This window comes from Spirosoma profusum (assembly GCF_014699005.1).
GTDB classification, from domain to species: Bacteria; Bacteroidota; Bacteroidia; order Cytophagales; family Spirosomataceae; genus Spirosoma; species Spirosoma profusum.
This window is the reverse complement of the sequence record NZ_JACWZY010000013.1, coordinates 20,842-44,463: the sequence shown is the minus strand read 5'-3', so window position 1 is coordinate 44,463 and position 23,622 is coordinate 20,842. Positions and strand designations below refer to the sequence as shown.

Sequence of the window (23,622 nt, the reverse complement as noted above, 5' to 3'; positions counted from 1 at the left end):
CTCAATTCGACTGCGTTTGTCCGATTCGGATAACGGTTCCAGGGGTAGAGAGATTGAGAGTACCCTGAATGGTGAGGGTTTTGGCATTTCCGGTAGAATTGAGTTGCACCCGGTGACCAGGGCTAATGGTAGCTTTATAAAGCACACTAGGTGTTACGCCACAGGTCCAGGTGCCGCTCATGGTCCAGATGCCGGAGTTTATAGACTCTACTTTTCCATCAGACGTAGTGATCGGAAGCGTTACACTGGCAATTTTATTCCGAATCTGATTGCCCGGCAACGTACCAAAGCCTTTGGCAAAGTTGACGCCATTTGCCAGGTGACAATAGCTCATGATGGTACCTCCATTTACCGGCGCGGGGCCCGCTGAGCAGGGCCCATTTTCGGGGACTGCACAATTATCAATTGGACCTCCCGGCCAGCCGCACCAGTGCGTATGATGCGAACTGAAGTTGTGGCCCAGTTCGTGTGCGATGGCGAACACCGCCCATGAATACGTTGGGTAAGGTGCTGCGAAGGCAGGATTGAGTGAACTATTAAATGAATACGCGGTCGACTTGTCTGAAAGGCCATTGTAGCCATCAGCCAGCCCGACCGTGTTACCGCTAAAACTTCGACTGCTCATCAGATGCGCTATCTGGCCCGGAAAGCTATTCCCGAAATTATTCCAGTGAGTTTTGAAAGCTGCCAAAGCCGATGCGGACGTAGTGGCGGTGCTATAAGGATCGTTTGTGTTCCAGACATAAAGCTGTGACAATTGTACGTAGACGTTTTCGTTACGGTATAACGTAATGACCTGATCGAATACAAATAGTATATCTTCGGTCAAATCGGTTATGTTTCCACCGTATGACTGATAAAGCGCGTAGTCAGCTTCGAGATAAATGCCAACGTATTTTACGCAATTGCTCGAATTCGTTTGTTTAGTAGGCTTTTCACTGGGGGTTTCTATCAAATCCGACGTGCCACTATCCGCTACGTTACAGGCAAATGGGCGAATTTTCGTTTGTACGGCCTGTTCGTTATATAAAGCGTAATCCGTTTGTGAAGCCGATTTAGCCCGCTGCCTCGACAAAACCCGGTTGCCCGTGCTGTCTGACACCAGTCCCACTACGTTCTCATCCGATAACGCCAGCGCCACCAGCGAACGGGGATTATTTTTAATCATACCCTGATAATACACAACCCGACTGGCATCGAACTGGAACGTAGTATCAGGCAGGTGGGTCACTACGTTGAAACCGGGCGCAAAGAGATTGACAGGTACTAATTCCAGTTCCAGAGTGCCCAGAGCGGTTGGCAGCGAAATTTCCAGCAGTTCCCGTTTCTGACTACGTATGGATTTTAATACGTTGGTATTGAGCGTTAACTTGTCGATGTGTTGCGTAGTATCCTGGGCATTCGTAAGGGCGTGAGTAGTGCCATTTGCCGTAAACAGATTGGGGAACGTATCGGTTTTGCCCGTAGTTCGGGCCTGCACGATGGCTCGTTCAAGCGGTCTCTCCTGCGCCCATCCCACAGCCGATATCAGCCACAAAAACACCACCACGACGCGCATAAACTTCTGGTGTAACGATTTAACCATCAACCGGATACTTAAGACATTTCATTTCTTCTGCAAAACACAACAATTTACCATACTTTTCCGGCAAATCAACGGAAGAAGTTAGGGAAAGGGAAGACGTAGTGAATCAAGTAATCTATTCTTAAGACGAAACTGGTCACTGAGGTAACATGGCTTCTGCCCTTGCCCTACGCCCCAGGCTGAAATAGTAGATATTTCACGATTTGCTATTTGCCAGATAAGCTGTCTCTGTTTTCCATGTCGTTGCTCATTACGTTTCTCGGCATTCTGGTGCTGATTGTGCTCATTTCCTTTGTCCGGCTCCATACATTTCTGGCTTTTCTGGCGGTTTCTATCGGCGTTGGTCTGGCGCTGGGACTGAAACCACTGGCTATTGTAGATGCCATTCAGAAAGGCATCGGCAGTACGTTAGGTTCGATTACGGCTATTATTGCACTGGGCGCTATGCTGGGCAAGCTCGTGGCGCAAAGTGGTGCGGCACAACGTATTGCAGTGGCAATTATGAACGTAGTGGGCACCCGTCATGCCCGATGGGCTTTTATGGTTACGGGGTTCATTGTCGGACTGCCCCTGTTCTATTCGGTGGGGTTTATGCTGCTGGCTCCGCTGGTTATCACGGTGGCTTATCGTTACAAACTTCCTGCACTGTATATCGGCATACCGATGCTGGCATCTTTGTCGGTGACGCAGGGTTATTTGCCACCCCACCCGGCTCCACTGGCTATTCTGAAACAATTTAATGCCAGCATGGGACTCACGCTTTTTTACGGAATTCTGGTGTCGATTCCGGCCATTCTGGTGTCGGGAGCCCTGTTTGGTGCTACGTTGAAACGCTATACTACGTTGCCGAATCCAGCATTTATCGCACCCGACCTGAGCGACGAGCAGATGCCATCCACAGGCGTAAGCTTTCTGACGGTGCTGTTTCCGATTCTGCTTATTGGCCTGAGTGCGTTAATCAGCCCGTTTCTGCCTGTCGATTCGCTGAGTCAGCAGGTACTGCTTTTTTTCGGTGAACCCATTGTGAGTATGTTTTGCGCGGTGGTGCTGGCGATGTTTACGCTGGGACGCTGGCGAGGCAAATCGATAGCGGAAGTCACTACGTTACTGGGCGATGCCGTGAAAGATGTTGCCTTGCTTTTTCTTATTTTTGGTGGGGCTGGTGCCCTAAAACAGGTTCTGACCGACGGAGGTGTTAATCAATCGGTTGCCGACCTGATGCACGGTTCGTCGTTACACCCATATGTACTGGCCTGGGGTATGGCAGCCCTCATCCGGGTCAGCGTAGGTTCATCGACTGTATCGGGCATCACGACCGCTGGTTTTATGGCTCCCCTGCTTACAGTGTCGGGTGTAGAACCGAATCTGATGGTACTGAGTATTGGCGCGGGGAGTATGATGTTTTCGCATGTGAACGATACGGGTTTCTGGCTGTTTCGGGAGTATTTTAACGTATCGATGGTCGATACGCTTAAAACCTGGTCGGTGATGGAAACGCTGGTTTCAATATCGGGCCTGTTGGGAGTGCTGGTCGTAGACTGGTTTATTCGTTGATACGTTCTGGTAAACACTAGTTTGAAAGTGACTTTCATTTATCTTTCTCTTATTTCTTTCCACTAACTAAAATGGCAACCGGAGAAGATGTCGTCAAGATAGCCGCCAAGCGTGTGGGTGAGCGATACATTTATGGCGCTCTGGCCCCAAAAGATAATCCTAATTGGCGTGGGCCCTGGGATTGCGCTGAATATGTGTCGTGGTGCGTTTTCCAGGCTGCCCAGAAATTATACGGCTGCGATAACAACTGGGGTAATCCGACAACAGCCAACGCTTACACCGGCTACTGGCGACGCGACGTAGCAAACACGGGCATTCAGGTAAGCGTCGAACTGGCGGCCAAGACCGTCGGTGGCATTCTGCTACGTTACCCGATCGAGCGGCCGAGACTCGACGGACATATTGTTATTTGTGATGGCAAGGGTGGAACATACGAAGCGCATTCGCCGGCGAAGGGTGTGATCAATGGAAAAGTAACCGGGCGTAGGTGGGACACGGGCGTTTTAGTACCAGACCTTGAGTATACGCAGCTTGCCGGGACCATCATCGTGACGCCCCCAACACTGGTCTTTCGACTGACAAATCCGCTGATGCAGGGAAAAACGGTACGTGAAATCCAGAAAAAACTGAAAGCTTTGGACCTGAATCCCGGCGACATCGACGGCAAATACGGCCCGCATACGATAGCCGCTGTAGTGGCGTTCCAGCGGCTGCAAGGCCTCGTGGCCGATGGCGAAGTTGGCGAAGAAACAGCGACTGCTTTAGGTATTGATATGCCATAGGATTTATCAGCAAACAAAAAGTACGATGAGCAAAAACCCAGACTGTTCCGTATTCATTCGCAACCTCCTGACCGGTCTGGTAGGCATCCTATGTGCTGCTACGTTCTCGTATGCCCAGACAATCGGTAAAGGCGACCGGATTAGTGGTGCCAATTTTGCCACGCGAAGCCCTATTCTCGGTCGTCACGGGATGGTTGCCACCAGTCACCCGCTGGCGACGCAAATTGGGCTCGATATACTGAAACAGGGTGGTACGGCTGTCGATGCGGCCATTGCGGCTAACGCTGCGCTGGGTGTCGTGGAGCCGAACAACGGCGGTATCGGGGGCGATTTGTTTGCCATTGTCTGGTCGGCGAAAGACCGGAGATTATATGGTTTGAATGCCAGCGGACGCGCACCCAAAGGGCTTTCTTACGATTCGTTACGTTCAATTCTGGGCACTCGCCAGCAGTTGCCGCTCTACGGGCCGTTGTCGGTTTCAGTACCGGGCGCGGTCGATGGGTGGTTTCAGCTTCATCAGCGTTTTGGCAAATTACCAATGGCAAATCTGTTGAAACCGAGTATTCAGTACGCTCGCGAAGGAGTGCCCGTTCCGCAGGTGATTGCTTATTCCTGGCAGGTAGCTGCCCGACGGTTGGCCGAAAGTCAGACTGTTATCGGTGAGTTCGGTAATTTCCAGAAAACCTTTCTCATTGACGGCAAAGCGCCCGTTGAAGGACAGCTCTTTCGCAACCCTGATCTGGCTGCTACGTATCAGAAAATTGCGACGGGCGGACGTAACGCTTTTTATACGGGCGCCATCGCCGATACCATCGATCGCTACGCTCGTCGGGTGGGGATTTTTCTACGTAAAGCTGATCTGGCTGCGCATAAAAGCACGTGGATTGAGCCAGTTTCTATCAATTATCGGGGCTATGATGTGTATGAGTTACCACCAAACGGGCAGGGAATTTCGGTGTTGCAAATGCTGACTATACTGGAAGGATTTGACTTAAAAAAACTAGGACATAATTCTGCCGATTATCTGCATCTGCTGATTGAAGCCAAGAAATTAGCGTTTGAAGACCGCGCCCGCTACTACGCCGACCCCGATTTTGCCAAAGCTTCCACCCAGTGGCTGCTCTCGAAAGAGTATGCTGCTCTACGCCGTAAATTGATCGACCCGACCAAAGCTTCCGAACGTATCGACGCGGGCGAACCAGCCCTTCGTGCGGGAGACACGGTGTACTTGACCATAGCCGACCAGGAAGGGAATATGGTATCGCTCATTCAAAGTAACATGCTGGAATTTGGGAGTGGGATGGTACCGAACGGGTTAGGATTCGTTTTTCAGAATCGAGGTACCAGCTTCTGCATGACGCCCAATCACGCCAATGTGTACGCACCTGGAAAACGACCATTTACAACCATCATTCCTGGATTTGTCCTGAAAAATGGAGAGCCATTTCTAAGTTTTGGCGTTATGGGTGGTGCCATGCAGCCACAGGGTCACTTACAGGTTTTGTGCAACATCATTGATTTCGGTATGAACGTGCAGGAAGCCGGTGATGCCGCTCGTTTCAGTCATTCCGGAAGCAGCGAACCTACGGGCACGCTCATGTCCGATGGCGGCAAACTAGCCCTGGAAAGTGGTATTTCGCCGACGGTACGTGCTGAACTGGAAAAACGCGGTCACCATCTGGTTCCAAACGATTTCTTTGGAGGCTATCAGGCCATTCAATGGGATACCCAAAATAGGATTTACTGGGGAGCCACCGAAATGCGAAAAGATGGTCAGGCGGCTGGCTATTAGCCACTAATCCAATCATCTAACTTACAACCTGATTGATCAGAACAACATGGCGAAAAAATCGGCTTCTCCGGCCCCAGAAATCAAACCCGTTAACAGTTTCGGCAAAGTGCTCAACTTGCTTCGCGAAAAATGGCCGGAATACTTATTGGAAATTATTGTCATTATTTTCAGTATTACGATTTCGTTCGCGCTCGACGAGTGGAAAGACCAACGGCAGAAAAAAGAAACCGAGCAAACGTATCTGAAAGGATTATACAGTGATATCCAGACCGATATGAACCAGATCAATGAAGTGATAAATGAAACAAAGCAGGTAATTCAGGCTACCCGGACGCTCTCCGAAATGGATACGCAACGGTCTGCTATTACGTATGCGGGATTTGTCGACAACGTTCGGTTTATGTTTAAACGTCCCCGTTTCATTGCCGAAGATGCTACGTTCGCGGATCTGAAAAGTACCGGTAATATGCAGGTAATCAGCAGCCTTCCGTTCAAAAAAGCTCTTTTCGATTATTACAAACAGTACGAAACCATTATCCGGGTCGAAACTGCCGAATTAGAAACCACGAATACAATTGTTGGCCCTTCTCTACTCGGGCGGCTTCCGCTGGGCAAACAACCGAGCACTCCAGCAAAAGCCGCCTGGACGTCTATCATCAACGACGTAGCGTTTCAGAACTCAATATTGGTCCGGCGCTCCACACGTGAAGAGCTGCTACGTGACTATCAGGATGCTGCCAGGCTAGGCAAATCGCTTTTGGCATCGATCAAATCCCAGTTGAAATAGTCAGCGTTTTTCGGTAGCGGAGTTGGGTTTAAGCGACTTTCCGGCTCAGTCGTCGGTTATAAAGGTCCAGTTGATCATCACTACCGCTGTTTTCGCTCTTTTTCAATTCCGCCAGCGCCACTTTAGCCCGGTCGCGTTCGGCCGAAGCCTGTGCTTCAAAAGCCATTTCCTGACGCAGATAATCGACTGTTTTCCGATACCGAATGGTTTCATCGACGAGGAAAAGCGTCAATTCGCGGGCGTAGGTTTCGTTGTCTGACGAAACCAGCAAGTTGTTGAACTGTCGGGCAAAATCACCGTAGGTATAGGGCTCCAATCCTTTGTCGACCGATATTTGGATCTGTCTGTACGACTGGGATACGAAATATAGAACCTGATTTGCGTTACTCATTTTTGTAAAAATCTCTGTGGTCGGCTGTTGTACCAGATTAGAAAAAGGTCTGCTAGTTACGTATTTATCCACTACAGGCAAAGTAGCGAGAATGTTCTTCGAACGTAGCATTTTGTTATTTATAAGCGGTATTCAATACGCTGGCGTACCTGATTTTGCTACGTATCACAAATGATACAAGCGATAATATGCTACATAATCTGTAGAGAAAAGTAAACAGAAGCCAGTCTACCGTTTCGTTAACACCCTCACTACCAGCGTATGGCATGGATTTAGCAGGTACTATTTGTCATATGGCACTACGCTACACTCCATATTACGTCCCATCCCATTCCTGCCTCGTACCAACGTAGCGTTTTAGATTTCTTAGTTCTCAGTTAAACAACAAACATCATGGCGACTCTGGCAGAGCGAATTACAAGCTTCTTCGGCGGAAACGATTCCACGACAGACGAAGGCTTACGCGACCTATTTATCAGTGAATTAAAAACTGCCTACTACATTGAAAAACGTGCTGTTCATGCGCTATCCGAACAGGCTCAGGCCAGCACTACGAACGAGGTGAGCGACCTCCTCCGACAGCACCAGACCGAAAGTGAAACACAGGTTGAAAGGGTCGAAGAAATTTTCAGAATCATCGGTATCCGAACAGAAGAACATGTATCCGATGCAATCGACGGTTTAGTCAATGATGCCCGACGCATCATCTCCGATACGCCTAAAGGTTCGCTTACGCGTGATGCCGGGCTCATTATTGCCGCTCAGAAGATCGAGCACCTGGAAATTGCTACGTATGGTTCGCTGGTAACGCTGGCTCACATACTCGACTTTACGCAATCGACTGAATTGCTGGAAAAAACGCTGCAAGAAGAAAAAGAAGCCGATCGGAAATTAACCGTACTGGCCGAATCATTCATCAACGACCGGTCGAAAGCAGAAGAAGATGAGCACGTTGGCAGCCATCACGCTGGCCGTCATGAAAGCCATAATCCCGACGTTACGTCAGGCGGCCCATTAGGCGTCTGATACGTCCCGACTTACTTATAGAAGTAAACCCAGTCATTTTCATAGGTGGCTGGGTTTATTGTTTTGATGCGTTTTGTTAACTATCCGCGAACCGCCGTCCAATAAGAAAATCATCCGCTTCGGTATAGGGTATTACTACTTTTACGGCCATAACCAAAAACACAACTACTAATGGCAAACGAAAAAACAATCCTTGACGAATGGGCGGTAAAAGACCTGGAAGATGGTTCTTCACTGAAAATTACCGTTATGAGCTGCACCGAATTAGGCAACCAGTCATTGCCAGGCTTACAGGTGTATTATATGGGCCACATCGTTAATTATGAGCCACTTGCGGTTGAACGGCTGGCTTATCAGGCATCGAAGGCGGGCGTAACTGACTACCTGCTCGAAGATCAATCGTGGATGTATTATGATGACCAGTTCGTCAAAAATTACCTGGTGATCGATTCGCCCTTAAAAATAAAAGTAGAAGTAAAAACGCGCTCGTCGAAAGTTGTTAGCAAAACCTACGAACTGCCATTTGAAGTCTAGGTCTTCTGATTTCAGAGTTGCTTTTCCCGCTTCGAAACACGTATCAACAATTGCTCTATCTGGTCAAGGACATGACTGACACCTAGCGCTCAGACGAAACGTAGCATTCGGCAACACCAGAATCAGAACGTAGTAGCTTTAGAAGGCTTTTCCCTTTTAATCGTCAAACAAACTACTAGCAAGATGACCTCTACATTACGCTTCCGATTCATGTCTGTCCTTCTGGCTCTGTTCTGGGTCTTGTCAACGGCTCAGGCGGCTGGTCCAATGACTACAATATCGCAGTTAACCACCGACTGGCAACGGGCTAGAGACTATACCAAAGAGTATCTGGATGCGATGCCGGAAGATGGTGTCAACTTCAAGCCAACACCCGAAATCCGGAGTTTTGCCGAACAGATGTTACATCTGGCCAACGCGAACTACAATTTTGCGGCTATGGCCAGTGGCAAAACGAATCCATTTCAGGGCAAAAAGATGGAAGAAATGAGCGAGCTAAAAACGAAAGCGGCTCTGACCAAAGCCGTTCTGGATAGCTACGATTTTGTGATTGATGCCGTTAAAGGACTGACCGATGCGCAGTTGGCTGAAAACGTGAAAATGGGCCAACGCGAAATGACCCGTGAATTAGCCCTAGCCAAGGCGTTTGAGCATCAGACCCACCACCGGGGTCAGACCACCATTTACATTCGGATGAAAGGCGTTAAGCCACCAAACGAAAAACTGTTTTAAGAATGCCCAATAAAAATGGGTGCTACGTATTGTTTGCTGATGAAAACAATACGTAGCACCCATTTTTATTACGTTACATTAACCAATCTTCAACAAGATTATCCAATTGATTGTTACTCAATTACGTATTAATCAATCAGGCTATGAACGCAAACTTAGAATTTCTAAATCCGGATGAGCTACTAAAAAATCCTGCATTCTCTCAGGCTGTCATTACAAAAGGAAATGGAAGTACAATTTATATTGGCGGTCAAAATGCTATCACAAAAGACCTGGAAATCATTGGGAAAGGCGATATAGCTTTACAAACAGAGCATGTTTTAAACAACATTGAAACTGCTTTAACTGCCTGCGGTGCTACGTTAGACGATCTATTTAAATTGACTATTTATATTGTACAAGGTCAGGATGTTCGAAAGGGGTTTGAAGGTGCCCAAAGCTTTCTGAAAAAGTTAAGTAATCCGCCGATTATTACCGGAATTATCGTTGCCGGTTTAGCCAATCCTGATTATTTAGTTGAAATTGAAGCGGTAGCATTCAAGAGCGAAAAATAATCGTGTAAAATTTTCACTACGTAGCATTATCGCTTTTCGATACGTTGTAACTCATCCAGCAAATATTCCAGTCCATTCAGCCGGATTTCGTACATAGTCTGGAGCAGCATTCCGAGCTTGCCCGCCGGAAATCCTTTTTGCACAAACCACTCCAGATACGATACCGGCAAATACCGAATTAACTGCCCCTTGTGTTTCCCAAACGGCATCTGATAACGTAGCAACTCCTTCAGCAACTGAGGATTGCCCATTTGTTGATCTTCATTCATAAATCATTCGATTTGTAATGGATAATGAAAAATGTACGACGAGGTAATCGATAGACATCAGCTAACCCACTATTCATTATCCATCAATCATTTTTCATTACGCATCATCCAACGGCTGATTCCAGCAGTCGGATGGTACCCGACGTAGCATCGATTTCGGTATCGATACCTAATGGAATTGTAAATTTATCCTTGATGTGACCAATCATGGCTCCCGAAAAAGCGGGCTTGCCTAGCGGAACGATGTGCTCCGTTATGATATCTTCCATGGTCAGCGAGCCATATCCTCCTCCGGTGGGTTCGCAATCGGTGCATTTCCCGAATACAAAACCGCCTATCTGTTCCAGAATTCCCGCCAGCTTGAGGTGCGTCAGCATTCGGTCCATTCGGTACACTTCTTCGTGCGTATCTTCCACAAACAGAATCGTATTTTTCCAGTCGGGCAGATAGGACGAACCGATTAGATGGCTCAGTACAGTTAAGTTTCCGCCTACCAATCGCCCGCGAGCCAAGCCCGATTTGATGGTTGTGATACGATCCTGGGTCTGCGTAAGATTATCGCCTTTATTAACCGGATTTCGCATTGTGACCTGCTCCCCCTCCATCAGCGTCCGCTTAAACCAGTCGACAGTAAAGGCGTTGAACGTAGCAGAGCCGACGGGTCCATGCACGGTTACCAGCCCTGTTTTGGCGTAAATAGCCAGCAGTAACGCTGTGATGTCGCTATAGCCAATCAGCAATTTTGGATTGCGCTGAATCAACGAATAATCGAGCAGCGGCAGCAGACGAGCGCACCCCCACCCTCCGTGAATGGCCATGACCGCTTTGACGCTTTTGTCATCGAAAAACGCGTGCATGTCGGCCACGCGGTCGGCATCTCGTCCGGCCAGATAACCGTAGCGGTCGTAAATGTGCGGACCCAGTTTCGTTTGAAAACCCAGCGCCAGCAACGACTCCTGCGCAATCAGTACGGTTTCGCGATTGAAAGCCGGTGCAGCCGGACAAAATAAACCAATGGTATCGCCCTGCTTGAGCCGGTCGGGCTTTATGACAGGCGGGGGATTCTGGCTGGCAGACAGCGATACAAAAGGTGAGAGGCTGGCGGCCTGTAGAAACGAACGGCGTGAAGGCATCAGGAATGTAACGTATCAATCATGGATGCAGAAATATAACCGAAAACAACCGATTGGGCAAACGGCTGATGCTACGTAGTGCGTCGAGCTTTACCCTATTAGCTGTTACTCGTAACCATCGTGCGAGGTTTAAAGTGATTTCGCAACGATGGTTTGAAAAAAATTTTAGCCCACTGCTTTAGTCATGGGTAAAGAGAAAAAAGTAAAAAGTAGGAGAACCAGTTTAACGGTTTTTACTCGCGCTTAACCGTTAAACCGGTTGATTGAATGCGCTTATTATGTTGTTAGTACAGGGGGGTGATACGTGTCAATTCAAGAGTTAACATGCCCAATTTCTAGTAGTAGCCAAGCCTTCCCAAGCACTCTTCAACTAAACCTTTCTAGCCAAACCTTGTCTTATTATCGTTAATGCAAGTTTTAACCTAACTGAAAAAAGACGATGAAAACGTTCCATTCTTTTACCGCACTTCTGGTGTTGACGGGCCTCGTAGTTGGCTTTTCAACCGAAGTTCAGGCGCAACGTGGCTGGAAACCACAGACCAAAGGGGCTGTTATCGGGGGCGTAGCTGGTGGTGCAGCAGGTGCCATTATCAACAAACGAAATCGGGTAGTCGGTGGCGTGATTGGCGGTGTCGTAGGCGGAGCTGCCGGATATGCCATCGGCAAACATAAAGACAATAAGAACAAAGAAGCTGCTCGTGTAGCAGCCGCCGAACGGGCACGGGAAGCCGCTGCCGAACGGGAACGGGAAGCAGCCATCGCTCGCCGTGAACAGGAACGCGAAGCCGCTGCCGCCGAACGTGATCGGGCTGTTGCAGCCGCCGTTGAACGCGAACGCGCCCTTCATGCTAAAGCCAATACGCCGGTACGTACCGTAGCTGCCGTACAACCAACTCCTTCTCCAGCAACTGCTACGTCGCCTGTACCCGCGATGCTGGCGGCTAATACGTTAGCTTTAGATGCGCCTTTCCTGCCGAACCCTACGTATGGCGATCAAAACACCGCTTATCCAACGTCGGAATATAGACGTAAAAGCTGGTAATACGTTTGACCCCGACAGACTCTGGCTGTCGGAGTCGCGTTACTCAATTCAACCACTGTCCAACTTTTGTCATGAAAACCACGAAACTAATTCTATATACCCTGCTGTCGGCGGCTCTGTTTACAGGCTGCGTGAAACAGGAAGAAGCTGTTAATATTCAAGCATTGAATCAACAGTTTATTGGTGCCTGGAACAGTAAAAACTCCGACCAGATTATTTCATTTCTGGCCGAAGACGTTCACTTCCTCCAGGGCGAAACGCACTTCAGAGGTAAATCGGAGGTAGCCGAAAAATGGGTGCGTGCTACGTTACCCAGCCTCAACGACTTGAAAACGAACGTAGTAAGTTCAGCTACGGACAATCAGACGGCATACGAGGCCGGTACGTTCTCAGTCGATGTACTTCCCGAAACAGGTCAGCAAACACGCGGATATGGCGAAGGCAACTTTATTCTGCTCTGGAAAAAAGGAACCGATAATGCCTGGAAACTCAGCTACGCCCAACTGGAAGACTTGCCTGTGCAGATAAAACAGTAACCTTCTACCATAAACGTATCGCCCCGTAGCCAACGCTGGTTGCGGGGCGATACGTTTATAAGGCTGTTTGCCAATTGGTAAAACATACGTAGCGGAACCAGAGTTAGGGCTTATAACCATTCATTGCGACACGCCTGATTCATGAAACGATTGATATTACCTGTTTTAACTGGTCTGTCATTGCTATTGCTCCAATGTCAGAAAAAGGAACCCCGCGCTCCCGAAGCCATCGGATTCGACCCGCCAATTCAGGAGCGAGTTTCTTACGTAGCTGGCTCTATTACGTTTCAGTTGAAAGAATTGCAGGATAAAATCAATCGCGAACTCGACCCGGTTCTGGTTGGGAAAGGCTCTAAAAACGGCGAGAACAAAGGAGTTATCTCATTTCGGGTAAAACGCACAGGGCCGGTGCAGGTGCGATACGCTGACAACCAGATAAGCTTGTCGGCTCCCCTGCAAATGTGGCTGACGAAACCGTTCAGCAAGGATACTACGCCCCCTAAAAAGCAATTCAGCGCCTTACACGTCAGTTTTAAATCGCCAATTTCGGTGACGCCAAATTGGCGACTCGCCAGCCGGACAAAATTCGCGGAATATCGCTGGATAAAAGAACCTGATATTCGGCTGCTGGGGAAGGATATTTCGCTGACAAACATGGCGCAGAAAATTCTTGAAAATTTCCAGTCATCCATTGAAACCGCCATTGATTCAGCGCTTTACAAAGATTTACGGCTCGACCGGATGGTCCGGCCAATTTGGCGCGATTTGCAGAAACCATTACTCATCAACAAGGAGTTTGGGCTGTGGCTCCTGCCGAAACCCGTTAGTGTGGCAGCTAGTAATGTAACAGGAAACGCCAAGTCGTTAACTACACATTTACGTATTGCCTTCAACACCAAAACCGAAGTGAAGCCCCAAACGCCGTCGCATCTGGAAACGCCATTGCCCCAATTGCAGAAACGGGAAAAAGTTGATTCAACATCGGAATTACACGTATTGAGTGCGATTCCGTATGTCGATATTAACCGGATGCTGGCGCTTAACATCAAGCGAGAACCAAAAAAAATGGCGTTGGGCACCGTTACGTTGAAAGGAGCTACGGTTTACGGAGGGCAACACGCGCTGATTATCAAAGCCGAAGTTGATGGACTTTTAAATGGCCTTGTGTATCTGAAAGGACGCCCGATGTTCGACACAGCCAGCAATACGTTACGTATCAACAATCTTGATTTTGACGCCGAAACCGGAAGTTTACTGTCTAAAGATACGGGTGCGCTCTGGCACGCAGGTCTGCGTAAGATACTGGGCGAGTTGGTAACTATCTCTTTGGGTAATGAGATTGAGCAACTTCCGCAGAAGATTAGTAAAGCGTTTGAAAAAGGTAAGCCGGGTGAAAAAACCGACTTAGGGCTTCAGTCCTTCAAATTTGTACCCGAGAACGTAGCGATACGTCCCGATGAGATTCAGGTCATGATTCGGGTCGAGACGAAAGTGGGCGTACGGGTAAATAAGCTATGACGCTACGTTAGCCGCGCTGTTTTCGAATCGCTTCCATGAGCCCCTGCATATAGCCAACCGCGTGCAGGCTTCCGAGCAAACTATAGCCCTGATGTTCGTTGCTGTCGCCCGCCATCGTCGGTACGTGGTCGGGGCGAATGGCCCCTTTGAAGCCGATATCGTAGTAAGCCTGCATGGCTTTGTACATATCGTTTTGGCCGTCGTCGTAGAACGTTTCTTCAAAATTCAACTTATTGCCCCGAATGTCGCGGAAGTGAACAAAGAAGATTTTGTCCTGTTCGCCGAAGTATTTCACCACTGTCGGAATGTCCTCCCCCATCGTCGCGAAACTACCCTGACACATCGTAATGCCATTGTTTGGGCTTGGATAGAGCGCCAGCATTTTCTTAAAAGCATCGGCAGAGGTCATGATTCGTGAAATGCCCCGAAGTTTATCGATGGGAGGATCGTCGGGATGCAGGGCCAGTTTGATGCCTGCTTTTTCGGCTTCGGGTACAACGGCTTTCAGGAAGTATTCCAGATTTTTCCACATCGTTTCGGCCGAAAACTCGCCAAACTGAGTTACAGGCTGATTTTTAGATTCTTCGTAATTGAACGAACTGACCAGTGCCCCACCCCGCGATGGCTTGTCCATTTTCGTCCGCGACCAGTTGATAACCGGCATCCAGTTGTAACAAACCGTATCGACGCCCACCTTCGACAGGTTTTTCATGAACGTAATGAAATGCTCAATTTCTTCGTCTTTCCCATCGAGACCCAGTTTCGCCTTATCGAGGGGCGTTGGGCTTTCAATGACACGTAGCGTCAGCCCTTCTCCGGCAAAGCGATCTTTCAGAGCTTTCAATACGTCGTACTGCCAGGATTTTCCGTCCGGCAAACCCGCCAATCCCGCACTAGCCGGAGCCACCGCGCCCAATACGTTCATCTGCGTCGAAAGCTTCATTTTCTGGGTTTCGAAGCCGAAAAAATACGCCAGACACATGTGAAGGTCAGCGTCTTTCGCGCGGCTTAACAACTCGCCAGACGTAGTAGCCGCTACGTTAGCGAACGGTAAAGTGGCGGCTACAGCACTCTGTCTAATGAATTTTCGGCGGGAGTTTTTCATGACAAACGGGTTTATTGCTACGTCTCGTTACTTGGCTAAAACCCGATTAACGTAGTGATTTACTGCTACACGTAGCAACCTTCATAGGTAAATGAAGCGACTCATTGGCTTATTGGGGCATACTTTGTTAAATCGTTCAAACGTTGTTCCATGATGTCTTATATGCCTAAAACTGGTAATCTGTTCCGCGCTTTTTTGCCCGTTGCGCTGGGTGTTGCTACGTTTACCCAGACCATCGCCCAAGTGGGGGTAGGTACCAAACCTGCGAAAGGTGCCGAAGTGTTGTTCGACGGCTCACGAAAAATGCTCGACGAAAAATGGACGTACTGGCAAGGTCCCCGGCTGGCGGCTACGTTACCGATCAAATGGCAGATTGAAAAAGACCCCGCTGGCCCCGGTACGGTTGTGAATACAAACGACCCTGCGGCTGCGGGCGGTAAGTACGGTTCTGCCGACATTGTGACGAAAGAAACATTCCGCGATTTCCGACTGCACATCGAATTTTATATCAGCAAACCAGGTGGAAACAGTGGCGTTTACTTACAAAATCGCTACGAAATTCAGGTATTGGACGGCGATACTACGTCGCACGGTCTGGCAGCGATTATCAACGAAACTCCTTCGCCCTACTACGCCTATAACGGCGTTGGCAAATGGAATGCCTACGATATTTTATTCCGGGCGGCCCGCTTCAAAGATGGCAAACGTACCGAACCGGCGATGGTAACGATGTATTTCAATGGCAAGAAGGTCCATAAAAACCACAAAATCAGCCAGGTTTGGGGTGGTCCCAATTCAGGCATTGATGGAGGTAACGACGGCGGCAAAGGCATCACGGATACACCAGGCGGCCTGAAACTGCAAGCCGAAGGCCACGACGTACTCTATCGCAACATCTGGATTCAAAAGCAGGATATCAAGGAAGCAAATACCGATTTTTAAAGGGCCTGCTTTCTTTTTGTCATGCTGAGGAACGAATCGGACCTGAGAGATTAATTCAAGTTATCTTTCAGAAAGTCCATTTTTTTTGCCGCTACGTTCCAACCGTTTCCAGCTAAGTGAGGTCATTAACCTGTCGACATAGTAATTCACTAAACAGAAAAAACTATGAATATGGTAAAAATGACCGGGCAGCTACTGCTCACTGCTGCCCTCGGTTTAAGTCAGTTCGCTTGTAATCAGTCGAATGTTCAACCCGATCAAACTGCGCCAGCGCCGACTATACAGGCCATGCGGGCAAGTATGAGCTCGCTGGCAGGCGATTGGATGTTAACCAATTACAAAAACGATCCGCTAACCCCGTCTCTACAAAACCGTGCTACGTTAAGCTTTCAAAATCTGGCCGGAGATGAAATGCAGATAGGTGGCCGCAGTTTCATTAATCACTACGGTGGCAAATTTGAAGTGGACGAACAGAAAGGTCTGATTGTATCGACCGACGATATTATTTCGACCTTGATGGGTGGTTCTGAAGCAGATATGAATGCCGAAAGTAAATATCTGGACCGCTTACCTAAAGCCAAATTTTTTGAGCTTACCGGTACGAATCAGTTGACGCTATACGTCGGCTCGAAAGATAACCCAACTGAGGTTATGTATTTTACACGCAAATAGCGAACGTTTGATAACTAATTATCCCCGGATGGAATGCCTTGCATTACGTATCCGGGGATATTTGTTTTCCTGTAATATTTGCCTCTTCGCTACGTAGTAACGGTACGTCGTATACTACCGCAACTCCCGGTTTATCGCATTGAGCAGATACATATTGGGATCGTTGAAATACTCCCAGAACATGACACCCGCCATATCTTTCCTTCGCACGTAGCGACACTTTTCTTTCACCGACTGCTCGTCATCGTAAGAAACAAAGCGCTTCAGACTAGCATTGTACAGATAAGGTGCGCGAGCGTTTCGGTCCCAGTGACGTTTGTAGACGGGATTGGTGAGCAGACTGTCTTTGATAAACGTGTAACCACCAGCCCGTTCTACTTTCACGATCTTGCGCGGGTGCAGTTCCGGGTCGTCGCTTTGCAGTTGCCATGCCCTGCCGTAGAACGCGATTCCCAGCACTAGTTTTTCGGCTGGTACGCCCGCTTGTTTGTAAAGTTTTACGGCATTATCACCCGATTGTTCATTTTCGACTTTATCTGTTGCGTACAGGTTCGTATGATGCCCCGCCAGAGGTCCGCCCGTAAAATGATCGTACGACATAACGTTGATGTAGTCGAGATACTGCTGCGCCTGCCCCATGTCGGTATGGGTGAAAATGCCGCTGAATCCGGGCAGAGCAGTTGTTACGTAGTAATTTTTGCCGGTTTGCTGTTTGAGGCTGTTGAGTTGCTCGCGCAGGGATTTGAACAGTAGTGTAAAGTTTTCGCGGTCTTCGGGCCTGAATACATTGTCCTCGCCCTTCATGCCCGGATATTCCCAGTCGATATCAACGCCGTCGAGCTGGTATTGCCGGACAATATCGACCGCCGAAGCTGCAAAAGCTACTCGTGCGGTATCGCTCAGTACCGCATCGGAAAAATTCTCACTCCACGCCCATCCTCCAATAGAAATCAGAATTTTCAGATCAGGGTTCCGAACCTTGAGGTTATACAGATTTTTCAGATTGGTCGTGTCGGTGGCGAGATTGTGCAACCAGGCGCGGTTCTTCCTGACATCGACGAAGGCGTAGTTAATATGTGTCAGCTTCTCCACGGCAATCAAATCGGTGTTTATCAGCCCTCGAAACCCGCCTACATAAGCGATAACAACCGGTTTGGTTTTGGGGCCGGGCTTAAACGCCATGCTCAGCAGGAGCGTAATCGACAGGATACTGAAGAGTAATGAGATACGTAGCATGAAATTTTGCTCGGATTAATGCCAGTTGTAAAAGCAGTTCCTTTTAAAGTTTAATAAAAGGATATTGTTATAGCCATAAAGGCTAATTCCTATTCAGTAGCTATTTCTAACAACCCAGGAAGCACTTTCTACAGTCAATCAGTTTGTGTGTTTTAAAGCGATGACCTTCTCACTTGCTTTGCGAAGATAAGTTCACAACAAGTTTACCTGCAAAGTATGTTTCACAAACAGCAAAAACTAATTTTCTCCGTTGTTATGGCTATATCATTCATAGTAGCCTGTATTTCCTGCAAAAAAGATCCGGACACACAACCAACTCCTCAGTCAACAACGGTTCTTATTAGTGGCAAGGAGTATTCTACAGTTACAATTGGTAATCAAATCTGGACTACGACCAACTATAAAGGGCCTGGTGGATTGCCTTACAGAAAAGGAAACGAAAAGCCTGAGTATGGTCATTATTACACATTTGATGAAGCTAAAGCTGTTGTTGTTCCAACAGGCTGGCGGTTACCAACCCGAGAGGATTATACCGCGCTTGCTGAGAGTCAAGGAGTTGTTTTCACGGCTCATCGAGCAACGGGGCAAGCAGCCATTAGCAAGCTAACGTCTACTACCAACTGGCGTACAATTCCAGGCACGAATACATCTGGCTTTAACGCCCATCCAGCGGGGTATAGTTATCAGGATAATGATCCTTTGGACGGTGACATCTGCGAATTCTGGACTGCCGATGGAACCACATGCAGTATTCAGGAAAATGCCACTGGGAAAGCTCATAATATTGTATTTTACAGCAATGGTGGCCCAGGTTATCGTTTTAATCTACGATTTTTGAGAAATCGCTAGAGTTGTTCCTAAGCACTACGTAGTCAGGCTAAATTTAGACCTGGCTACGTAGTAAAAAAGGGATTTCAGGATACATTTACCCGATCTGTTAAGGCGAAAAACCATATCTGAAAGCATAATTTTCAGCATAATTTTACTCCGCAAAAAAGTTGTCGGAATACCCCTCGTTATTGTCGCAATCAGCCATCTTTTGTTTGCTCCACCCGCCGTATCTTTGTTACGTAAACAATTAAACAACAATTACTTATGGCAACCAAGATCTTTTTAAACCTGCCCGTTAAAGACCTCAGCACGTCTGTCGAATTCTTTACCAAAATTGGCTATTCGTTCAACCAGCAATTCACAGATGAGAAAGCTACGTGCATGATAATTAGCGATGATATCTACGTAATGCTGTTGGTGGAGCCGTTCTTCAATAGTTTTACGAAGAAAGAAACTGCTGATACGTCAAAAGTCTCAGAAGCAATCATTTGTCTATCCGTCGAAAGCCGTGAAGAAGTTGATGAACTGGTTCGTAAAGCCGTTGGGGCTGGAGGCACTACAATCGAAGAGGCTGATGACCAAGGCTTTATGTACAGCCACGGCTATCAGGATCTGGATGGGCACCTCTGGAACATACTTTATATGGACCCAGCAGCGGTTAATCCAACCTAATCAGTGATATATGACGTATGAAGTAGGATGTATAGTTACAACAATTATACCTCCCACTTCATACATCATATATCACTGATTACGGATGGTGAGCTTATCGACTTCCAGCTCACCGATGTGCAGCTTCCCAATATATCCTCGTCCCAAACGTAGCTGCCCGATGGCAAGTGCGCCAATAGCCACGGCGCCCATTGCTACGGCACCAATGGCCAACGCCCCAACTGCCCATCGCCCTACGGCTACCTGCCCAATAGCCCGTTTCCCTAACCGGAGCGGAAATTCGAATCGTTTCATAGCTTTTTTTAGGGAAAACTTATCCGTCGTGGGTAAGGTTTTATAGTTTTATTGTGCGGCCGAAACCAATTCCCATTCACCGGAATTTGGTACGTTCAGTTAGGATCGATCCGCCAGCCCAACGACATTCGTCAATGCTGCTACGTTGTTACGTAACAGCTATCCATGTTTCTGGTGAAGACAAACTCAGTCTCAATGAAAACATTTCATGCTATTCTGGCCAATTCGCTGGCCGCATCGCTTACGAATAACTTTGTTTGGTTTGCCGTTACGTTCTGGGTGTATCTCGAAACCAAATCGGTGGTTGCTACGTCGATCATGGCCGGCATTTACTCAGGAACAGTGGCGCTTTCTGGCTTCTTTTTGGGCTCACTTGTAGATCGTTACAAAAAGAAAATAGCCATGATGGTGTCTAGCATTGGTTCGCTCATTTTGTACGGTGTCGCCTTTATTATTTTCATTTCTACCCCCGAAAAAGTTTTCTCTGATCCGTCCAGCCCGATTCTGTGGGCATTTGTCGTTTTATCGCTGATTGGAGCCATTGTTGGTAACATTCGCTCGATTGCCTTATCCACGCTTGTGACAGTACTCATTCCTGAGAATGAGCGCGATAAAGCCAACGGCATGGTCGGTACCACCAATGGGGTTTCCTTCCTGATTTCATCAATTTTCAGCGGGCTTGGTATTGGCTTTCTCGGAATGTCGTGGACACTGGTGTTGGCAATTGCTCTGACGGTGCTGACGTTAGTGCATCTATGGTTGTTGTCGATTCCCGAAAAAGGCATCGCTCACGTGGAAGGGCAAACCAATCATATAGACATTAAAGGAACGATACGTGCCTTAAAGGGTATGCCCGGCCTGTTTGCGCTGATTTTTTTCAATACGTTCAACAACTTTCTGGGGGGCGTTTTCATGTCGCTGATGGACGCCTACGGCCTGTCGCTCGTGTCGGTGCAAACGTGGGGAATTTTATGGGGTGTATTGAGTTTGGGTTTCATTATTGGTGGCCTGATTGTGGCAAAAAAAGGACTGGGCGAGCAACCGCTACGTACCCTTTTTCTGGCCAATATAGTGATGTGGACCATCTGCGTTTTCTTTACCATTCAGGCGTGGATTGCCTTGCTGGCGGTGGGAATGTTCACGTATTTATGCCTGATTCCGGTAGTCGAAGCGGCTGAGCAGACGATTGTTCAGAAATTGATTCCGCCCGAACGTCAGGGACGCGTTTTTGGTTTTGCGCAAAGCATTGAACAGGCCGCTTCTCCTATTACTGCCTTTATGATTGGGCCAATTGCGCAATACATTTTCATTCCGTTCATGACAACCGGTGCGGGCGTAGCGCTCATTGGTGGCTGGTTCGGCACCGGAAAAGATAGGGGCCTCGCCTTGCTGTTTACTGTTACTGGCATCATCGGGTTAATTGTTACGTTGCTGGCTATGAAATCTAATGCCTACAAAACATTACTAGCCAATTACCAAAACGCCAGTAGCGACGAGCCGCAGCCAGAAACGTTGAAGGTGACTTAAAAAAAGGATGTAACACAGAGATTCACAGAGGTTTTTGATTTGTCTCTGTAAATCTCTGTCACAACCTTTTTAAGATATTACTTCTCAAGAACCGACGTCGGCTTACCGGGTTCGGCAACAAAGAAAACTAACAACTTGGCGGGATTTGTAGGATGCGTATTTCGAGCTGAACTATGCAGACCATTGGTGAACTCATAAAAGGTATCCCCTTTCTTGTACACGTGAGTCTTCCCTTCGAAAACTGACTCAAGTTCGCCTTCCAGAATGTAGCCGAACGTTGGGCAAGGGTGGCGATGAGCGGGCGACGCACTATTGGGTGGGTAATCGACAATTAGCATCTGCACTTCCCGATTATCGATGCCTTTTTCGTTCAGTAACTGCTGAAGAAGAATGGTTCTGCTAACCTTCGACGGGGTAGTAGCCGCAGCATGGTCGTGCTGGGCAAAGAGTAAGGTACAGGGAGCCAGGAGCAGGGTAAAGAGTAATGTTTTCATCGATAATAAAAGGGATAGGTGTTATTAAAAACGGATTTATCTGGCAATAATAACGTAACGTGAACTATGATTTACAAAATAATCGATTGATTTTAAGTGTATTGCTGACGCGTGGGACTTCGACAGGCTCAGCCTGACAGTCTACCTAAATTTCTTGAATCGAGTTGGTTTGTCAGGTTGAGCCTGTTGAAGCCCCACGCGTCAGCAATACGTTCACCTGACCACAATTCACGTTAACGTAACAACTCCCTGTTTACAAATCGAAAAGAATACTTGACACCTAACGCGCTACGTCGATTTTATACTTCTTCCCTTTCATTTTTTCGTCCTTTATTCGGCTGAGCAACGTAGTGACCTTTTCGGTTTTCACGGCGGCAAATGAGCTGAAATCTTTCACTTCAATTAGTCCCAGATCGCCTTTATCGAGTTGTCCTTTCTGGCTGAAAAAACCGACGATATCGACTTTATTCAACTTATTCTTTTTGCCGCCACTGATGTACAACGTAACAAACTCTGGCGGTTTAGGCAAGATTAAGTTATTTGTTGTCAGCCCTAGTACGTCAATCGAACTGTCCAGATAAGATGGGCGCGGTTCATCTCGATGCAAAATCACGTAGGCCGTTCCCGACTCAGACATGCGGGCCGTCCGGCCATTTCGGTGGACAAACTCATGCGGATGCGCCGGCAGATGGTAATGAATCACGTGTTTCATCTCGGGAATATCCAGCCCGCGCGCGCCTAAATCCGTCGTAACCAGATACCTGACACTACCGTTTCGAAACCGGATCAGGGCACGCTCCCGGTCGTCCTGTTCCATACCACCGTGATAGAACGTAGCGTAGATGCCCTTTTCGGTCAGTAACGTACTGGTACGTTCGGCGGCCTCGCGGTGGTTGCAGAAAATCAGGGCTGCCTCCGAATTCAGCGAACAGAGCAATTCAAACAACGTATCGATTTTGTCCTTCGCTTCCGAATAAACCAGCTTGATTGTTAAACGGGCTGGCTCATCTTTTTCGGGCAAAAACGACAACGTAACGGGGTCGTTGAGCCGGATATAGTCTGGAATACTAATACCCGACGTAGCAGAAACCAATACTTGCTTTCTAAGATTTGGCAAGTTGCTGATAATAAACGCCATCTCGTCCTGAAACCCCAGCTCCAGCGATTTATCAAACTCGTCCAGCACCAGTGTGTGTATACCCGCTGTAGAAAAGGTTCGGCGCGAAATATGGTCCGTAATCCGGCCGGGTGTACCGATGAGCAGGGCGGGAGGGTTACTCAGATTTTTTATTTCCGTGTCCATCGGGTGCCCACCGTAGCAAACGTTGACCTTATAACCTGTCGCCATCTTCTTCCAGACCTGCTCAATCTGCATGGCCAATTCGCGAGTTGGTGTCAGAATAAGACACTGTACCAACGTAGCATCGGGCTTAAGAAGCTGGAGAACGGGCAGGAGGAATCCGACGGTTTTTCCAGAACCCGTCGGGGCAATCAGGAACGTATCATTTTGTTGGCCAATGGCTCTCTGAGCGGCTTCCTGCATTGGGTTTAGGGCCGAAATACCGAGGTTCGCCAGAATTTGCGCTTGTTGCTGTGGGGTTATCATGCCCTAAA

General features: G+C 48.0%; 25 protein-coding genes. 16 read left to right on the top strand and 9 right to left on the bottom strand.

All coding sequences use genetic code 11. The annotated features are described in order from the left end of the window. Position 1: 1 nt before the first annotated feature. Positions 2–1,585 (bottom strand): M12 family metallo-peptidase, encoded by a 1,584-nt coding sequence (locus tag IC229_RS16165; protein ID WP_190888038.1) that lies wholly within the window; start codon positions 1,583–1,585, stop codon positions 2–4. A gap of 237 nt (positions 1,586–1,822) precedes the next feature. Here IC229_RS16165 and IC229_RS16160 point away from each other — a divergent pair, with 237 nt between their 5' ends. From IC229_RS16160 to IC229_RS16145, 4 genes are all read left to right on the top strand, one after another. Beyond that, a complete protein-coding gene (locus tag IC229_RS16160) occupies positions 1,823–3,139 on the top strand; it encodes a gluconate:H+ symporter (RefSeq protein ID WP_190888037.1) in 1,317 nt (438 codons plus the stop codon). Between the two features lie 71 nt (positions 3,140–3,210). Continuing rightward, entirely contained in the window at positions 3,211–3,921 is a 711-nt protein-coding gene (locus tag IC229_RS16155) for a peptidoglycan-binding domain-containing protein (RefSeq protein ID WP_190888036.1), read from the top strand. 25 nt (positions 3,922–3,946) lie between these two features. Beyond that, entirely contained in the window at positions 3,947–5,713 is a 1,767-nt protein-coding gene (ggt, locus tag IC229_RS16150; protein ID WP_190888035.1) for a gamma-glutamyltransferase, read from the top strand. Positions 5,714–5,759: 46 nt separating this feature from the next. Further along, complete coding sequence (locus IC229_RS16145) at positions 5,760–6,500, top strand: hypothetical protein (RefSeq protein ID WP_190888034.1); 741 nt, start codon at positions 5,760–5,762, stop codon at positions 6,498–6,500. A 28-nt stretch (positions 6,501–6,528) separates the two neighbouring features. Here IC229_RS16145 and IC229_RS16140 read toward each other — a convergent pair whose 3' ends face one another. Next, positions 6,529–7,002 (bottom strand): hypothetical protein, encoded by a 474-nt coding sequence (locus IC229_RS16140; RefSeq protein ID WP_223834024.1) that lies wholly within the window; start codon positions 7,000–7,002, stop codon positions 6,529–6,531. 282 nt (positions 7,003–7,284) lie between these two features. On the opposite strand from IC229_RS16140, the gene IC229_RS16135 reads away from it, so the two are divergent. From IC229_RS16135 to IC229_RS16120, 4 genes are all read left to right on the top strand, one after another. Then, on the top strand, positions 7,285–7,917 hold the full coding sequence (locus IC229_RS16135; RefSeq protein WP_190888033.1) for a YciE/YciF ferroxidase family protein: 633 nt from the start codon (positions 7,285–7,287) through the stop codon (positions 7,915–7,917). Between the two features lie 171 nt (positions 7,918–8,088). After that, positions 8,089–8,451 (top strand): hypothetical protein, encoded by a 363-nt coding sequence (locus IC229_RS16130; protein WP_190888032.1) that lies wholly within the window; start codon positions 8,089–8,091, stop codon positions 8,449–8,451. A 210-nt stretch (positions 8,452–8,661) separates the two neighbouring features. Beyond that, positions 8,662–9,183 carry a DinB family protein gene (locus IC229_RS16125; RefSeq protein ID WP_223834023.1) on the top strand — a complete coding sequence of 174 codons (522 nt, stop codon included), beginning with the start codon at positions 8,662–8,664 and terminating at the stop codon, positions 9,181–9,183. Positions 9,184–9,326: 143 nt separating this feature from the next. After that, positions 9,327–9,737 carry a RidA family protein gene (locus IC229_RS16120; protein WP_190888030.1) on the top strand — a complete coding sequence of 137 codons (411 nt, stop codon included), beginning with the start codon at positions 9,327–9,329 and terminating at the stop codon, positions 9,735–9,737. 26 nt (positions 9,738–9,763) lie between these two features. On the opposite strand, the gene IC229_RS16115 is transcribed toward IC229_RS16120, so the two are convergent. Both IC229_RS16115 and IC229_RS16110 read right to left on the bottom strand, forming a co-directional pair. Further along, entirely contained in the window at positions 9,764–10,006 is a 243-nt protein-coding gene (locus IC229_RS16115; RefSeq protein ID WP_223834022.1) for a DUF3820 family protein, read from the bottom strand. A gap of 104 nt (positions 10,007–10,110) precedes the next feature. Beyond that, positions 10,111–11,139: a S66 peptidase family protein gene (locus IC229_RS16110; protein ID WP_190888029.1), complete on the bottom strand. Its 1,029-nt coding sequence runs from the start codon at positions 11,137–11,139 to the stop codon at positions 10,111–10,113. A gap of 439 nt (positions 11,140–11,578) precedes the next feature. Between IC229_RS16110 and IC229_RS16105 the strand changes: the two genes are divergently transcribed. From IC229_RS16105 to IC229_RS16095, 3 genes are all read left to right on the top strand, one after another. Next, a complete protein-coding gene (locus IC229_RS16105; protein WP_190888028.1) occupies positions 11,579–12,181 on the top strand; it encodes a YMGG-like glycine zipper-containing protein in 603 nt (200 codons plus the stop codon). 71 nt (positions 12,182–12,252) lie between these two features. Next, positions 12,253–12,717, top strand: coding sequence for a YybH family protein (locus tag IC229_RS16100; protein ID WP_190888027.1), 465 nt, complete (start codon positions 12,253–12,255; stop codon positions 12,715–12,717). A gap of 141 nt (positions 12,718–12,858) precedes the next feature. Beyond that, positions 12,859–14,235 carry a DUF4403 family protein gene (locus IC229_RS16095; RefSeq protein WP_190888026.1) on the top strand — a complete coding sequence of 459 codons (1,377 nt, stop codon included), beginning with the start codon at positions 12,859–12,861 and terminating at the stop codon, positions 14,233–14,235. A 7-nt stretch (positions 14,236–14,242) separates the two neighbouring features. Here IC229_RS16095 and IC229_RS16090 read toward each other — a convergent pair whose 3' ends face one another. Next, complete coding sequence (locus tag IC229_RS16090; RefSeq protein WP_190888025.1) at positions 14,243–15,340, bottom strand: mannonate dehydratase; 1,098 nt, start codon at positions 15,338–15,340, stop codon at positions 14,243–14,245. Between the two features lie 150 nt (positions 15,341–15,490). Here IC229_RS16090 and IC229_RS16085 point away from each other — a divergent pair, with 150 nt between their 5' ends. Continuing rightward, positions 15,491–16,282, top strand: a complete 792-nt coding sequence (locus IC229_RS16085; RefSeq protein WP_223834021.1) for a 3-keto-disaccharide hydrolase — start codon at positions 15,491–15,493, stop codon at positions 16,280–16,282. Positions 16,283–16,447: 165 nt separating this feature from the next. Further along, a complete protein-coding gene (locus tag IC229_RS16080; RefSeq protein ID WP_190888024.1) occupies positions 16,448–16,954 on the top strand; it encodes an META domain-containing protein in 507 nt (168 codons plus the stop codon). 114 nt (positions 16,955–17,068) lie between these two features. Here the strand turns inward: IC229_RS16080 and IC229_RS16075 are convergent, their stop codons facing one another. Further along, a complete protein-coding gene (locus IC229_RS16075; protein ID WP_190888023.1) occupies positions 17,069–18,190 on the bottom strand; it encodes a glycoside hydrolase family 18 protein in 1,122 nt (373 codons plus the stop codon). A 216-nt stretch (positions 18,191–18,406) separates the two neighbouring features. On the opposite strand from IC229_RS16075, the gene IC229_RS16070 reads away from it, so the two are divergent. Next, complete coding sequence (locus IC229_RS16070) at positions 18,407–19,039, top strand: FISUMP domain-containing protein (protein WP_190888022.1); 633 nt, start codon at positions 18,407–18,409, stop codon at positions 19,037–19,039. A 246-nt stretch (positions 19,040–19,285) separates the two neighbouring features. Further along, positions 19,286–19,693, top strand: a complete 408-nt coding sequence (locus tag IC229_RS16065) for a VOC family protein (RefSeq protein ID WP_190888021.1) — start codon at positions 19,286–19,288, stop codon at positions 19,691–19,693. 72 nt (positions 19,694–19,765) lie between these two features. On the opposite strand, the gene IC229_RS16060 is transcribed toward IC229_RS16065, so the two are convergent. Next, a complete protein-coding gene (locus IC229_RS16060; protein WP_190888020.1) occupies positions 19,766–19,987 on the bottom strand; it encodes a hypothetical protein in 222 nt (73 codons plus the stop codon). A gap of 195 nt (positions 19,988–20,182) precedes the next feature. Here IC229_RS16060 and IC229_RS16055 point away from each other — a divergent pair, with 195 nt between their 5' ends. After that, on the top strand, positions 20,183–21,514 hold the full coding sequence (locus IC229_RS16055; RefSeq protein ID WP_190888019.1) for an MFS transporter: 1,332 nt from the start codon (positions 20,183–20,185) through the stop codon (positions 21,512–21,514). 77 nt (positions 21,515–21,591) lie between these two features. Here the strand turns inward: IC229_RS16055 and IC229_RS16050 are convergent, their stop codons facing one another. Both IC229_RS16050 and IC229_RS16045 read right to left on the bottom strand, forming a co-directional pair. Beyond that, positions 21,592–22,008 carry a cupin domain-containing protein gene (locus IC229_RS16050; protein WP_190888018.1) on the bottom strand — a complete coding sequence of 139 codons (417 nt, stop codon included), beginning with the start codon at positions 22,006–22,008 and terminating at the stop codon, positions 21,592–21,594. Between the two features lie 280 nt (positions 22,009–22,288). Then, positions 22,289–23,614, bottom strand: a complete 1,326-nt coding sequence (locus IC229_RS16045; RefSeq protein ID WP_190888017.1) for a DEAD/DEAH box helicase — start codon at positions 23,612–23,614, stop codon at positions 22,289–22,291. Positions 23,615–23,622: the final 8 nt, after the last annotated feature.

Excerpts from the sequence above, each read along its gene's own strand:
- IC229_RS16080 (WP_190888024.1), top strand. The coding sequence starts at position 16,448 with ATGAATATGGTAAAAATGACCGGGCAGCTACTGCTCACTGCTGCCCTC.
- IC229_RS16095 (WP_190888026.1), top strand. The coding sequence starts at position 12,859 with ATGAAACGATTGATATTACCTGTTTTAACTGGTCTGTCATTGCTATTG.
- IC229_RS16100 (WP_190888027.1), top strand. The coding sequence starts at position 12,253 with ATGAAAACCACGAAACTAATTCTATATACCCTGCTGTCGGCGGCTCTG.
- IC229_RS16140 (WP_223834024.1), bottom strand. The coding sequence starts at position 7,002 with ATGCTACGTTCGAAGAACATTCTCGCTACTTTGCCTGTAGTGGATAAA.
- IC229_RS16065 (WP_190888021.1), top strand. The coding sequence starts at position 19,286 with ATGGCAACCAAGATCTTTTTAAACCTGCCCGTTAAAGACCTCAGCACG.
- IC229_RS16125 (WP_223834023.1), top strand. The coding sequence starts at position 8,662 with ATGTCTGTCCTTCTGGCTCTGTTCTGGGTCTTGTCAACGGCTCAGGCG.
- IC229_RS16070 (WP_190888022.1), top strand. The coding sequence starts at position 18,407 with ATGTTTCACAAACAGCAAAAACTAATTTTCTCCGTTGTTATGGCTATA.
- IC229_RS16055 (WP_190888019.1), top strand. The coding sequence starts at position 20,183 with ATGAAAACATTTCATGCTATTCTGGCCAATTCGCTGGCCGCATCGCTT.
- IC229_RS16120 (WP_190888030.1), top strand. The coding sequence starts at position 9,327 with ATGAACGCAAACTTAGAATTTCTAAATCCGGATGAGCTACTAAAAAAT.
- IC229_RS16050 (WP_190888018.1), bottom strand. The coding sequence starts at position 22,008 with ATGAAAACATTACTCTTTACCCTGCTCCTGGCTCCCTGTACCTTACTC.
- IC229_RS16090 (WP_190888025.1), bottom strand. The coding sequence starts at position 15,340 with ATGAAAAACTCCCGCCGAAAATTCATTAGACAGAGTGCTGTAGCCGCC.
- IC229_RS16110 (WP_190888029.1), bottom strand. The coding sequence starts at position 11,139 with ATGCCTTCACGCCGTTCGTTTCTACAGGCCGCCAGCCTCTCACCTTTT.
- IC229_RS16075 (WP_190888023.1), bottom strand. The coding sequence starts at position 18,190 with ATGCTACGTATCTCATTACTCTTCAGTATCCTGTCGATTACGCTCCTG.
- IC229_RS16045 (WP_190888017.1), bottom strand. The coding sequence starts at position 23,614 with ATGATAACCCCACAGCAACAAGCGCAAATTCTGGCGAACCTCGGTATT.
- IC229_RS16085 (WP_223834021.1), top strand. The coding sequence starts at position 15,491 with ATGATGTCTTATATGCCTAAAACTGGTAATCTGTTCCGCGCTTTTTTG.
- IC229_RS16115 (WP_223834022.1), bottom strand. The coding sequence starts at position 10,006 with ATGAATGAAGATCAACAAATGGGCAATCCTCAGTTGCTGAAGGAGTTG.
- IC229_RS16145 (WP_190888034.1), top strand. The coding sequence starts at position 5,760 with ATGGCGAAAAAATCGGCTTCTCCGGCCCCAGAAATCAAACCCGTTAAC.
- IC229_RS16155 (WP_190888036.1), top strand. The coding sequence starts at position 3,211 with ATGGCAACCGGAGAAGATGTCGTCAAGATAGCCGCCAAGCGTGTGGGT.
- IC229_RS16160 (WP_190888037.1), top strand. The coding sequence starts at position 1,823 with ATGTCGTTGCTCATTACGTTTCTCGGCATTCTGGTGCTGATTGTGCTC.
- IC229_RS16105 (WP_190888028.1), top strand. The coding sequence starts at position 11,579 with ATGAAAACGTTCCATTCTTTTACCGCACTTCTGGTGTTGACGGGCCTC.
- IC229_RS16165 (WP_190888038.1), bottom strand. The coding sequence starts at position 1,585 with ATGGTTAAATCGTTACACCAGAAGTTTATGCGCGTCGTGGTGGTGTTT.
- ggt (WP_190888035.1), top strand. The coding sequence starts at position 3,947 with ATGAGCAAAAACCCAGACTGTTCCGTATTCATTCGCAACCTCCTGACC.
- IC229_RS16060 (WP_190888020.1), bottom strand. The coding sequence starts at position 19,987 with ATGAAACGATTCGAATTTCCGCTCCGGTTAGGGAAACGGGCTATTGGG.
- IC229_RS16135 (WP_190888033.1), top strand. The coding sequence starts at position 7,285 with ATGGCGACTCTGGCAGAGCGAATTACAAGCTTCTTCGGCGGAAACGAT.
- IC229_RS16130 (WP_190888032.1), top strand. The coding sequence starts at position 8,089 with ATGGCAAACGAAAAAACAATCCTTGACGAATGGGCGGTAAAAGACCTG.